The organism is Bacteroidales bacterium (assembly GCA_021648725.1).
GTDB lineage: Bacteria > Bacteroidota > Bacteroidia > Bacteroidales > JAADGE01 > JAADGE01.
This window is the reverse complement of sequence record JAKISF010000005.1, coordinates 67,121-80,446: the sequence shown is the minus strand read 5'-3', so window position 1 is coordinate 80,446 and position 13,326 is coordinate 67,121. Positions and strand designations below refer to the sequence as shown.

At 31.9% G+C, this 13,326-nt stretch carries 12 protein-coding genes; 8 read left to right on the top strand and 4 right to left on the bottom strand.

All coding sequences use genetic code 11. From position 1 onward, the window contains the following. Nucleotides 1-57 precede the first annotated feature (57 nt). The gene (locus tag L3J35_03225; protein ID MCF6365192.1) at nucleotides 58-1,227 is read right to left on the bottom strand and encodes a proline dehydrogenase family protein; all 1,170 of its coding nucleotides are present in this window, start codon (nucleotides 1,225-1,227) and stop codon (nucleotides 58-60) included. Nucleotides 1,228-1,365: 138 nt separating this feature from the next. Between L3J35_03225 and aroB the strand changes: the two genes are divergently transcribed. Beyond that, the gene (gene aroB / locus L3J35_03220; GenBank protein MCF6365191.1) at nucleotides 1,366-2,430 is read left to right on the top strand and encodes a 3-dehydroquinate synthase; all 1,065 of its coding nucleotides are present in this window, start codon (nucleotides 1,366-1,368) and stop codon (nucleotides 2,428-2,430) included. A 123-nt stretch (nucleotides 2,431-2,553) separates the two neighbouring features. Continuing rightward, a complete protein-coding gene (locus L3J35_03215; GenBank protein ID MCF6365190.1) occupies nucleotides 2,554-3,588 on the top strand; it encodes a PorP/SprF family type IX secretion system membrane protein in 1,035 nt (344 codons plus the stop codon). Nucleotides 3,589-3,654: 66 nt separating this feature from the next. On the opposite strand, the gene L3J35_03210 is transcribed toward L3J35_03215, so the two are convergent. The 3 genes from L3J35_03210 to L3J35_03200 all read right to left on the bottom strand — a co-directional run bounded on the left by L3J35_03210 (nucleotide 3,655) and on the right by L3J35_03200 (nucleotide 7,521). Continuing rightward, nucleotides 3,655-4,926 carry an asparagine synthetase B gene (locus L3J35_03210; protein ID MCF6365189.1) on the bottom strand — a complete coding sequence of 424 codons (1,272 nt, stop codon included), beginning with the start codon at nucleotides 4,924-4,926 and terminating at the stop codon, nucleotides 3,655-3,657. Nucleotides 4,927-4,943: 17 nt separating this feature from the next. Beyond that, nucleotides 4,944-6,485 carry a replicative DNA helicase gene (gene dnaB / locus L3J35_03205; GenBank protein MCF6365188.1) on the bottom strand — a complete coding sequence of 514 codons (1,542 nt, stop codon included), beginning with the start codon at nucleotides 6,483-6,485 and terminating at the stop codon, nucleotides 4,944-4,946. An 82-nt stretch (nucleotides 6,486-6,567) separates the two neighbouring features. Beyond that, nucleotides 6,568-7,521, bottom strand: a complete 954-nt coding sequence (locus tag L3J35_03200) for an acetyl-CoA carboxylase carboxyltransferase subunit alpha (GenBank protein ID MCF6365187.1) — start codon at nucleotides 7,519-7,521, stop codon at nucleotides 6,568-6,570. 144 nt (nucleotides 7,522-7,665) lie between these two features. Between L3J35_03200 and ispE the strand changes: the two genes are divergently transcribed. From ispE to L3J35_03170, 6 genes are all read left to right on the top strand, one after another. Then, complete coding sequence (ispE, locus tag L3J35_03195; protein MCF6365186.1) at nucleotides 7,666-8,478, top strand: 4-(cytidine 5'-diphospho)-2-C-methyl-D-erythritol kinase; 813 nt, start codon at nucleotides 7,666-7,668, stop codon at nucleotides 8,476-8,478. Between the two features lie 100 nt (nucleotides 8,479-8,578). Further along, nucleotides 8,579-9,436: a M23 family metallopeptidase gene (locus tag L3J35_03190; GenBank protein MCF6365185.1), complete on the top strand. Its 858-nt coding sequence runs from the start codon at nucleotides 8,579-8,581 to the stop codon at nucleotides 9,434-9,436. Nucleotides 9,437-9,441: 5 nt separating this feature from the next. Next, nucleotides 9,442-10,605: a 1-deoxy-D-xylulose-5-phosphate reductoisomerase gene (locus L3J35_03185; GenBank protein ID MCF6365184.1), complete on the top strand. Its 1,164-nt coding sequence runs from the start codon at nucleotides 9,442-9,444 to the stop codon at nucleotides 10,603-10,605. Between the two features lie 5 nt (nucleotides 10,606-10,610). Beyond that, nucleotides 10,611-11,927 carry an RIP metalloprotease RseP gene (gene rseP / locus L3J35_03180; GenBank protein ID MCF6365183.1) on the top strand — a complete coding sequence of 439 codons (1,317 nt, stop codon included), beginning with the start codon at nucleotides 10,611-10,613 and terminating at the stop codon, nucleotides 11,925-11,927. A gap of 54 nt (nucleotides 11,928-11,981) precedes the next feature. Continuing rightward, nucleotides 11,982-12,197 carry a twin-arginine translocase TatA/TatE family subunit gene (locus L3J35_03175; protein MCF6365182.1) on the top strand — a complete coding sequence of 72 codons (216 nt, stop codon included), beginning with the start codon at nucleotides 11,982-11,984 and terminating at the stop codon, nucleotides 12,195-12,197. Nucleotides 12,198-12,310: 113 nt separating this feature from the next. After that, complete coding sequence (locus L3J35_03170) at nucleotides 12,311-13,306, top strand: DUF4837 family protein (protein MCF6365181.1); 996 nt, start codon at nucleotides 12,311-12,313, stop codon at nucleotides 13,304-13,306. Nucleotides 13,307-13,326 lie beyond the last annotated feature (20 nt).

Below are 13,326 nucleotides of genomic sequence, written 5' to 3'. Positions count from 1 at the left end.
AAGCGTAAAACTATAAAGTTAAACGCTTTTATTTTAATTATATTAAAGAATTATATTTTACTTAGTTTTTCTTCTTTTTATTTCTGTTGCTATAAGTGCTAATTCTCTGCTTGTTTGTCCTTTAACAGAAGTATTTTCTTCGGCTCTTCTGAATAAATAAGGTAAAACATGTTTAACGGGTCCGAAAGGAAGATATTTTGCAACATTATAGCCGGCTTTTGCCATATTAAAACTGATATTATCACTCATTCCGTATAATTGCGAGAACCAAAATCTTTTGTCATCCTTATCTATGTTTTCTTTTTCCATTAATTCTGCTAAAAGTAAAGTGCTCTCATCATTATGCGTTCCGTTAAATATAGAAATAACATCTCTGTGTTCAAAAGAATATCTTAAAGCATCATTATACGACTTATCAGTTGCATCTTTATCATCACAAATAGGAGATTCATAACCCATTTTTTCTGCTCTTTCTCTTTCTTTTTCCATATACGCCCCTCGCACAAACTTTGCACCGAGAAAATAATCTCCTTCAACTGCTTTTTTATAAGTTTGTTCCAAATGTTCTAATCTGTCTTTTCTGTACATTTGCCATGTATTATAAACAATTGCTTTTTCTTTGTTATACAACTGCATCATTTCTTCAGTTGTTTCATCTATAAACTTCTGATACCAAGAGTCTTCCGCATCAATCAGTATCGGAATGTCTAAATCGAAAGCGGCTTTACAAAGCTTATTTACTCTGTCTTTGAAATTTTGAGCTTCTTTTTTTTCTTCCTCCGTTAATTCTTCTCCGGCACTTACTTTTGTCAGTACATTAGAAGTAGTAAAAGCCGTAGGTTTAAAAACAGCAAACGGAATATTTGAATTATTACCTGCATTTTTGATTGAATTTAAAGTTTCCTCCATAGCTTTATTAATATCTTCTATTGATTCTTTTCCTTCAACAGAATAGTCTAGAATTGCTTTAACATTATGCTTTGATAAAACTTTAACAGAATCTGTACATTCATCAATTGTTTCACCGCCTACAAAAAGGTTGTAAATTGTAGGTTTAACAATCCAGTTTACAGGAAACCTTATTGACATTGCAAATTGTGTTAACACCTTGGCAGCTTTAGTAACAAAAGGACTTGCCATTACTTTATATAAAAATTTTGCTTTTTTTAAATCTTTATCTGATTTTGAGATAAAAGCAACTTCTGTGTTTTTAAAATCGATATTCATTTGTTCTTTATTAGAATGTTTGCAAAATTAGAACTTTAGTTATTTCTTTCAGAAAAGAGTCTTGTATTATTAAACATTATTTTTAAATTTATTATCTACTTTAGCGTTTTAAATTTTAATGCAAAATTAATAATTGAGATGCAAAAAAATAATGATATAATTCATATAAATGATATAAATACAGAATTAACACATATTTTTAAGAAATATGAAAAAGAAAAAATATTTCTGTTAACCGACAGCAATTGTAATAAATACTGTTTGCCTCTGTTATCGGAAAACTTTCTTGAAAAAGCAGATATAATAAAAATAAAAAACGGAGAAAGTTCAAAGAACATTGAAACATTACAATTTGTTTGGGATTTTTTAATAAAGCATAATGCAAGCCGAAATTCATTATTGATAAACTTAGGCGGCGGAGTAATAACAGACATAGGAGGTTTTGCAGCTTCAACTTATAAAAGAGGGATGAATTTTATAAACATTCCCACAAGCCTTCTTGCTCAGGTAGATGCATCAATAGGCGGAAAAACCGGAATAAACTATAACGGTCTTAAAAATGAAATTGGTGTAATTAACCTTCCGGAGAAAGTTATTATAAGTTCTTCTTTTTTAAAAACTTTGAAAAAAACAGAGCTTTTATCGGGTTTTGCCGAAATGATAAAACACAGCTTAATTTATGACAAAACCCACTATTATGAATTGAAGGAGTTTTACTTTAATGATTTTAAAACCGGAGAAATTGAAAAAATCAATAATTTAATTGCTAAATCCGTCAAGATAAAAGAGCATTTCATCAAAAATGATATTGATGACAAAGGAATAAGACAAATATTAAATTTCGGGCATACATTCGGGCATGCATTAGAAAGTTATTTTATTGAAAATGAAAAAACTACATTAAAACACGGATATGCTGTTGCATACGGGATGATTTGCGAATTATACATTTCCGTAAAAAAATTAAAGTTCCCTGAACATGATTTTAATGACATTTATACATTTATTTTAGGGGTTTTCGGAAAAATAAGTATCAAACCTGAAAATTTTGAAGTTTTTTTTCAATATATGAAACATGATAAAAAGAACAATTTCGGAGAAATTAATTGTGTGCTTATTGATGAATTCAATAAAGCCTCAACCGGCAATAAAATTAGCAAAGAGGACATGATAGAGGCACTTAATTTTCTTAATAAAAAATAGGATAAGCATATAATATTAATTCCGGTATTTATTTTGCAGATAAACATTTTATAAAAATATTAATAATAATATTTTAATATATCACGTTAATTTCTATATTTGTAGGTACAAAAAACAGGTAAATTGAAAAAAATAGTCGGATTATTATTAATTTTGCTGTTAATATTGCAAACAGGGAAATCGCAGATTTCCCATTACTCGCAGTTTTATTCTACACCGATGACAATTGCTCCGTCATTTGCAGGTTTAACTGAGGCCAGTAGGCTATCTTTAAATTACAGGGATCAATGGCCTGCAATACCGGGTGTTTTCAGAACATATTCTATGGGGTTAGACCATTATTTTGAAAGAGCAAAAAGCGGTCTTGGTCTTTTAGTTTTCAGAGATGTTGCAGGAGAAGGTGATTTAGGGCTTACAGAAGCCGGGTTACTTTATTCTTATAAAATAAAAGTGGGGCAAAAAAGAGGTAATATTAATAACGAATGGTTCTTAAGACCGGGGATTCAATTTAAATATTCTCAACGTTCCGTAAATTTTGATGCTCTTATTTTCGGCGACCAAATTTTAGGCGGACAAGGAACTTCGGTTGAACCGACACCTTTGTTGAAAAAATCTTACATTGATTTTTCTGCATCTTTAATGGGGTACACAGATTTGTACTGGGCAGGATTTGCCGTTGATCATTTATTAAGACCTACACAATCATTATACGGTTATAATGACCGACTTAATATGAAATTTTCATTATTCGGAGGTGCAAAAGTAATGTTAGGTTCTCAAAGGAACAGAAGGGTAAGATATGACAGAGAAGGGGAAAATGTTACTTTCGCCGTAAACTATCAATATTGGGATAAATTCGACCAATTAGATATCGGCGCCTATTGGACACATGACCCTATTATTTTAGGTGCTTGGTTCAGAGGGATCCCGGTTGTTGACAAACAAACAAAAAGTTTTAATAATATTGATGCAATAATTGTTTTATTCGGACTTAAAGTTACTCCGAATTTAAAAATAGGATACAGTTATGATATGACTATTATACGAAATCTTTTCAGTCATACAGGCGGTGCTCACGAAATTTCATTAGTCTATGAATTTAACAAAGGATTAAGCAGCAGGTATAAACACACAATTATTCCTTGTCCTAGTTTTTAAACTAAATATTTCTTAAATACTTTTCTTGAGATTGGAAAGTAAATTGAGATTAAATTTGATTATCTCCTATGTTTTCTTTTTCTTCTTTTTAGCAGCCGGAAAAAGAATATTATTTAATATCAAACGATAGCCTGCCGAGTTAGGGTGCAGTTTTAACTCAGTTTTAGGATCACCTACATAATGTCTGTAATCCTCAGGATCATGACCTCCGTAAAAAGTCCATGTTCCTTGTCCGAATTCCGAATGAATGTATCGTGCCTCATCTTTAGATTTCAATTCTCCCATAATAAGAACTTCAGACTTTATGAATTTCTTTCGGAATGAAGTTGTTTGCCCCATAAATCCGTGAATTATTTTTGTATGATTTTGACATAGCATCGTAGGAATCGGATCCCATTTTGCAGAATACTCAAACAACGTAAAAAAATCATTATCTTCACTGACGTTTCCTCTTTGTTGTGTGGCATCTATATCTGAAAATTCATATTCAAAAGGATTTTTAACCAAAGTAAAGTCTTTAAATGCTAATGTTTTTGAATAATCAAGTTTTTTTTGACAATTAGGGTCGGCGGAATCTCCGTCAAACATAGTTTCGCAAATATCTGTATTTTCTGCTGCGAGGGAAATGTCATACGAATCTGTTGCCGAGCACATTGCAAATAAAAATCCGCCGCTGAAAACATATTCTTTAATTCGTTTTGCAACAAATAATTTTAATTTTGATACTTTATTAAACCCTAATGTTGCCGCATCTGCTTCCGCTTTCTTTTGTGCTTCCTTATACCAGGGAGCATGTCGATATGCACCGTAAAATTTACCGTATTGTCCCGTAAAATCTTCATGATGAAGATGTAACCAGTCATATTTTGAAAGTTCTCCGTTTACAATTTCTTTATCGTATATTCTGTCGTACGGAATTTCGGCATAAGCTAAAACTAATGTAACCGCATCATCCCAAGGCTGTTTTCCGTCGGGAGAATAAACCGCAATTTTAGGGGGTTTTTCTAACTTAATTTTATCTTGATTTACTTCCGGACTTGCTATTCTGTTATAAATAATAGAAATCTCGGCATCACTGACTATCTCAAAACTTACACCTCTTATAGTACATTCATCTGCAATATCTTTTACATAATCAAAGCTGAAGCTTCCTCCTCTGTAATTCAGCAACCAATTTGCTTCTAATCCGTTTTCCAAAACCCAGTATGTTATTCCGTATGCTTTTAAGTGGTCTTTTTGGCTTTCATCCATAGGAATCAATATGGTGTTTGCTGTAAGATTTACAGAAAAACTAATCACTAAAACAATGACTAATATGAATAAAGTTTTTAATTTCATGATTAAATAATATTCAATTAAAACGGAGCATCTCCGTCATTATTGTCAGAATTATCATTCTTGGCAAAGTTGTTAAAATAACCGTCATCTTCATCATCATTCATTTTGGATTCGAATGATACACTTCCGTTTCCGGATGCTTCCTCTAAGGGAGATAAAAAACTTTCGTTAAGTTCTTCAAAACGAGCAAATTCTTCTCTGAACCTTAATTGAACATCAGCTATAGCACCGTTCCTGTGTTTTGCAATAATAATTTCCGCCAAACCTTTTGTTGAATTTCCGGCTTCGTCTTCTGTTAAACCCATTTTCTCCGGTCTGTGTATAAACATAACGATATCGGCATCTTGCTCAATGGCACCGGATTCTCGAAGGTCAGACAACTGGGGTCTTTTCATTCCGGAACGCATCTCAACCGAACGATTTAACTGAGATAAAGCAATAATCGGCAAATTTAATTCTTTGGCAATTGCTTTTAAACCTCTTGAAATTGTACTGACTTCCTGCTCTCTGTTGCCTTTTGTTTCTTGCGGGCCGGTCATTAGTTGTAAATAATCAATTACAACCAAGTCAATATGTTCACGTGTTTTTAATTTTCTTAATTTCGATCTCAACTCAAATAAACTGATTGCCGGAGTATCGTCAATAAAAAGTCGAGCTTTCTCCAGATTAGTGATTTTATCTTCCAATTGTTGCCATTCGTAATCTTTTAGATTTCCGCTCCGCAGTTTCTCGCTTCCCAATTCCGTTTCCGAAGAGATTAATCTTGTAACCAACTGCAAAGATGACATCTCTAATGAAAAAAAAGCAACAGTTTTATTGTGATTAACAGTCATATTTCGAGCCATTGAAAGCACAAATGCCGTTTTACCCATGGAAGGACGAGCTGCAATAATTACCAAATCTGAATTTTGCCAACCGGATGTTATTCTGTCGAGACTCGAATAGCCCGAAGGCACACCGCTTAAACCATCCTCTCTGTTTTTCGCATCTTCGATTTGCTGTATGGCATCATCTAATAGTGAATCAATTCTTATGGCATCTTTTTTTATACTGCCCAGTGCTAATTCAAAAATTTGTTGCTGAGAAAACTCAAGCAAATCATCAACATCTTCAGAATCATCATAAGACCTAGATTGAATTTCCGAACTGACTCTTATCAATTCTCGTTGAATGTATTTTTCAGCAATAATTTTTGAATGGTATTCGATATGTGCTGCTGACCCGACTCGCTGTGATAAGCTTACGACAAAACCCGGACCGCCGACCTCTTCTAATGTTCCGTTCTTTTTTAATCTTTCAATTACGGTATGATAATCAATCGGCTGGTGATCAACAGATAAATCATAAATTGCTTGAAATATTTTTTGATGTTCGGTTTTATAAAAGCTCTCAGGTTTTAAAATATCAAGAACAACAATATCTTTCCCTCTTTCCAAGAGCAAACCTCCGAGAACATCCATTTCAATATCTGTTGCTTGCGGCGGTAATTTTCCTAATTGATTGTTAATCTCAAAAACAGGATTTTTTTTATTATAGGTTTTGAATGTTTGTTTGGCCATGATAGAACCTCTATTTTATTTAGTTAAAAAGAGACAGTCAAAATGACTGTCTCATGTATATATCTGTAATGCTGATAATTAGCTATTCATTATAAACGCCGATATTAATATATTTTTGCATTCTTTTTTCAATACGTTCTTCTGCATCCATTTTTTTCAATTCTGCTAATTCTTTAATTAATGTATATTTAACTGTTTTGTATATTTTTTCGGGATTAACATGTGCACCGCCGAGAGGTTCTTCTATAATTCCGTCAACCAACCCGTTTGCCAACATATCTTCTGAAGTCAATTTTAAAGCATCAGCTGCTTTCTCTTTATGATCCCACGATCGCCATAAAATAGAAGAGCATGACTCAGGAGAAATTACGGAATACCAAGTATTTTCAAGCATTAAAACTTTATCGCCTACACCAATACCTATTGCTCCGCCTGATGCACCTTCGCCTATAATAACACAAATTACAGGTACTTTTAAACGAAACATTTCATAAATATTTCTGGCAATGGCTTCTCCTTGACCTCGTTCTTCTGCCTCAAGCCCGGGATAGGCTCCGGGTGTATCAATAATTGTAATAATAGGTTTGTTAAATTTCTCGGCTAATTTCATTAAACGCAATGCTTTTCGATAGCCTTCGGGGTTTGCCATTCCGAAATTACGGTACTGGCGACTTTTAGTATCAAAGCCTTTTTGCTGTCCGATAAACATGACTGTTTCACCGTTTAATGTTCCGAAACCGCCAATCATTGCCTTATCGTCTTTAACGCCTCTGTCTCCGTGCAGTTCAATAAAATCACCATCTGTCAGTTCCTTGATATAAGAAAGAGTATAAGGTCTTTCAGGATGACGCGATACCTGTACCCTTTGCCAAGGTGTTAATCTTGAGTAAATATTTTTTCTGGTTTTATTAATTTTGTTTTCCAAATCTTTAATAGTTTGAGAAACATCAACACCGGATTGCTCTCCTATGTCTTTTGCTTTTTCCAGTTGCTCTTGCAATATTCCGATAGGTTCTTCAAAATCAAGTAAAATCATAAATTTTCTGTTTTTAAATGAGTTTGTAAATTTACTAATTATATTTGAAGTTTGATAAGCAAAAAGTTGTTAAATAAATTAACATTTATTTAAATTATTTAATATCTGACTATTACACATTATTATTGTTAGAAAAAAAATATAATGCTGATTTTCCCGAATACAAAAATAAATATAGGACTGAATATTACAGAAAAAAGAGCCGACGGATTTCATAATATAGAAACTATTTTCTTTCCTGTTTCATTATCTGATATTTTAGAATTTGTTGAAACTAAAAAAAATACGGTATTTACAAACACAGGAATAGTAGTTGATTCTTCAGAATTTGATAACCTTGTATTGAAAGCATATAAACTTTTGAAACTTGATTTTAAGCTTCCGCCGTTAAATATACACCTGCATAAAATTGTACCCCTCGGTGCAGGCCTCGGGGGAGGTTCTTCTGATGCAAGCTTTATGTTAAAAGCATTAAATAATTGTTTTAAATTAAACTTATCCGGTAAAGAATTAATCAATTATGCTCAAAAATTAGGCAGCGACTGTCCTTTTTTCATAAAAAATAACCCCGTTTTTGCAGAAGGTACAGGCAATATTTTCACAAATATTGAATTAGACTTAAGTTCTTATTATATTTTACTTGTAAAGCCTGATATTCACATCAGTACAAAAGATGCATTTTCAAATATAAAACCGCATAAACCTAAAAAACCATTAACTGAACTTATAAAACAACCAATTAATAAATGGGAAAAAATAATAAAAAATGATTTTGAAACAAGCATTTTTAAAATTTATCCCGAAATAAAAAAAATAAAAGACACCTTATATGATATTGGAGCAATTTATGCACAATTGAGCGGCAGCGGGGCTACAGTTTACGGTATATTTAAAAATGAACCGGAAACAAATAATCTCTTTAAAAAACACTTTTTATACCTGCAAAAACCTTTATAATTTTCACTTCGAAAGCATTATGTTTTTACATACTATTTTTCATTGTAAACTTAAAACATCTCACATTTTTTTATACTTTTGCAAATTATTTTAAATATACATGGAAGAACTTAATAAAAAGCAAAAAAGAAAATTACATCTTTCAATCTTTGATGCTCATACTTTTGAAGAAGTCAAATCATTAAAATTTTCAAGACCGCTAATATTCTCATTGATAGGTGCGAGTATTTTAATTATATTCGGTTTAGTTTTTTTACTTCTGGTTTACACGCCGCTTAATTTGTTAATACCTTCAAAAGCAAGCTTGGAAGCAAAAAACAGTGTAATAGAAACATCATTAATGATTGACAGCCTCGAAAGAAAAATTATTTCGGAAGAAACATATCTAACACAAATAAAAAATATTATTCAAGGAAAAATTGCTGCCGATACTTTTAATGTAGAAAAACTATATAACGATTCATCAATTGTAATCTCAAAATCGGAGTTCGGAAACTCAAATTTAGATTCAATTATCAGAGCTGAACTTGAAGAAACAGAAGCCGGAGTTATAGGAGAACAAATAAAAGAAATAAAAGAAACGTTAAAAAATTTGCATTTTATTGTTCCTTTGAAAGGATTGGTAAGTAACGAATTTGATGCAAAAAAATCACACTTCGGAATTGATATAGTTCCCGGAAATGACGAAACTGTTCTTGCAGCATTATCAGGTACGGTTATTTTATCAACATGGAGTGTTGAAACCGGCTACATAATAGGCATTCAACATAATTGGAATCTGCTTTCTCTTTATAAACATAATTCAGTATTATTAAAAAAAGTAGGTGACAGAGTAAAATCGGGAGAATCAATTGCAATTGTCGGAAATTCGGGGGAACAAACAAGCGGCAAACATCTTCATTTCGAATTGTGGCATAACGGAACACCTACAAACCCGAGAGATTATATTACATTCTGAAAATTATGAAAAAAATTGCAATACTCGGCTCAACAGGTTCTATCGGAACACAAACGCTTGAAGTTATTAAAAATAATTCGAAATATTTTTCCGTTGAAGTTTTAACAGCAAATAATAATGCTGATGAACTTATAAAACAAGCTGTTGAATTCAAACCTAATGCAGTTGTAATTGCAAATGAAGATAATTATAAAAAAGTTTCCGGTGCACTTTCAAAATATCCGATTAAAGTTTTTGCCGGCAATAAATCTATTGAGCAAATTGTAGAATCATCAGAAATTGATATCGTATTAACTGCAATGGTCGGCTTTTCAGGTCTTTTACCCACAATAAATGCAATAAAAGCAAAAAAAAACATTGCCCTTGCAAATAAAGAAACATTAGTTGTTGCAGGCGACATTATTTCAAGTTTAATAAAAGAAAACAATGTAAGCATTTATCCTGTCGATTCGGAACATTCTGCAATCTTTCAATGCTTGGCGGGAGAATTTAATAATGAAATTGAAAAAATATATTTAACTGCATCCGGCGGTCCTTTCAGAACAAAAAGTTTACATGAACTAAAAAAAGTAACAAAACAACAAGCTCTTAAACATCCGAATTGGGATATGGGAGCAAAAATCACTATTGATTCGGCAAGCATGATGAATAAAGGCTTGGAAGCAATTGAAGCAAAATGGCTTTTCAATTTAAAACCTGAACAAATTGATATAATCGTTCATCCGCAATCTATAATTCATTCTATCGTGCAATTTACTGACGGTTCTATGAAAGCTCAAATGGGATTGCCTGATATGAAACTTCCCATTCAATATGCATTAACTTATCCCGGCAGAATAAAAAATAATTTTAAACGTTTCAACTTCTTAGATTATCCTGAATTAACATTTGAAAAACCTGATTTAATAAAATTCAGAAATATTCAAATTGCTTATGATGCAATGAACAAAGGCGGAAATACAGCTTGTGTAATGAATGCGGCAAATGAAATTGCAGTTGACGGTTTTCTTAAAGAAAAAATTAATTTCTTAGAAATTCCGGAAATTATTGAAAAAACAATTAATAAAATTAATTTTGTCGACTTTCCGTCATTAAATGATTATATTGAATGTGATAAGGAAGCAAGAATTATTTCAAAAGAATTAATTAATAACATAAAGAAAATTTAAAAAAGATGGTTTTTTTCATAAAAACAGCACAATTATTACTGAGTTTATCAATACTCGTTATTCTTCATGAATTCGGGCATTTTGCATTTGCAAAATTATTTAAAACAAGAGTTGAAAAATTTTATTTATTTTTTAACCCGTGGTTTTCATTATTTAAAATCAAAAGAGGCGAAACCGAATACGGAATAGGTTGGTTGCCTCTCGGCGGATATGTAAAAATATCAGGAATGATTGATGAGTCAATGGATAAAGAGCAAATGAAACAACCGCCTCAACCGCATGAATTCAGGTCGAAAAAAGCTTGGCAAAGATTGTTAATTATGCTCGGCGGTGTAATTATGAATTTTATTTTGGCAGGATTAGTCTTCGTCGCAGTTTTATATACCTGGGGAACAGACTCTTTGCCGGTCGAAAATATGAAATACGGAATTTCTGCTGATTCTGTTGCCTATAATATCGGTTTTGAAGACGGAGATAAACTTATTTCGGTTAATGATGTAAAATATTCTACATTTCAAGAAATAAATAAAGAAATTATTCTCGGAAGCGACAGGGTTGTTAAGGTTAACAGAAAAGGTGAATTTGTCAACATTACAATAAGTGACGAACAAATAGGAATGATTTTGGCAAATAAAAGTCTTTTTATTAAAGCCAGGCATGAATTTATTATTGATACAATACTGCCGGAGTCGGCTCCCGAAAAAATAGGATTAAAAAAAGGCGATAAATTAATCGGAATAAATGATTCAAGCGTTCTTTTCCACGATCAATACGTAAAATATTTCAGAACACATAAAAATTCCGAACTAAAACTTTTGGTTGAAAGAAATAACACTCAATTTACCGTTAATGCAAAAATTGACAGCACCGGAAAATTAGGTGTAGGTTATGTTCCTTTCGGAGATTTAAAAACAGTTCACACAAACTATACATTCTTTGAATCAATACCTGCCGGTATTTCAAAAGGAATAAAAGAAGTAAAAGATTATTTACGTCAATTCAAACTAATATTTAATTCTAAAACAAAAGCATATAAATCAGTAGGCAGTTTCGGAGCAATAGGAAGCATGTTTGCTCCTGTTTGGGATTGGCACTCGTTTTGGTTTATGACAGCTTTGCTTTCAATTATTCTCGGAGTAGTTAATATTCTTCCGATTCCTGCTCTCGACGGAGGACACGTAATGTTTGTACTTTACGAAATGATAAGCGGCAGAAAACCAAGCGACAAGTTTTTAGAATATGCTCAAATTACAGGATTTGTAATATTATTAGCAATTATGGCATTTGCATTAAAAAATGATATTGTAAATTTCTTGTTTTAGCCTGAAATTAATTATTTTTTACAGTATATTTGCAGAAATTAAAAAACTTAAAAAATGACATTGTTTATTATAGCAGGAATGTTAGGTCCGTGGCAAATTGTTTTAATTGTTATTGTTGTTATTCTGTTATTCGGCGGAAGAAAAATCCCTGAATTAATGAAAGGTTTAGGTCAAGGCATGAAAGAGTTTAAAAATGCCACAAAAGACATGAAAAAAGATAAAGAGGATGAAATTGTAAGTGAAAAAGATGATTCCGGAGAGGAAAAATAAAATCTTTTTTTAAATAAGTTCATATAGCCGAGCAATACTCGGCTATTTTTGAATTAAAGCACCTTACTAAAATGTAAAAAGTACTGCTTTATTAAACTACTAAAAAATAAAAGATGAAAAACATATTTTTAGCATTATTTATCATAAGCATTTTAGCGGCATGCGAACAAAACTCAGAACGAATAATACCGTCTTCAACAGGTGCTCCCGGACAAATATTAGTTGTTATGCCTAATCATTTTTGGCAACAAGAACCGGGAAAAATTGTAAAAGAAACCCTGACACAAGATTATGAAGTATTGCCTCAATCTGAGCCTCTGTATGACATCACTCATCTTCCGAATGAAGCATATTCTAAAATAATGCAAAGAACCCGAAATATTCTTTATATTGATATTTCTTCAAAAGTAAAAAAGCCGGAAGTTCTGATTGCTTACGACAAACATTCTAAACCTCAATTAATTATATCAGTCAGAGCAAAAGATGATAAAGATTTTATTGAAATTTTCAATAAACAAAAAGAAAAAATACTTTCATCATACAAAAATGCCGAACGTAACAGACTTATAAAAGCTTACGGGAATACATTATTAAACAAAACCATAAAAAAACAACTTGAAAAAGGGCATAACATAAGTTTGAATATTCCTAAAGGTTATAATCTTGATGTTGACAGCTCCGATTTTGTATGGATTAGTCAAGAAACACAATATTCTTCGCAAGGAATTTTAATTTGGGATTATCTTTATACAGATACAAGTGAGTTTCATTTTGAGAATTTAATTGCAAAAAGAGATTCAATTACAAAAATTCATGTTCCCGGTCCTGCCGACAGCTCATATATGGTAACAGAAGATTTAATCAGCCCGCAATTTATAGAATTTATGAAAGACGGTAAATACACAACAGAAATAAGAGGTTTATGGAAAATAGGCGGAGAAGCGGAAGGAATTTTTATGGGCGGTCCTTTTATAAATTACTCAACCGTTGACAGAAAACGAAACAGAATTGTAACTGTTGACGGATATATATACGGCGGTAAAAAGAAAAAAAGAGAACTTGTAAGACAAGTAGAAGCAATTTTATATTCTTTAAAGATACTTGAATAACCTTAAACTTTACAATTTCA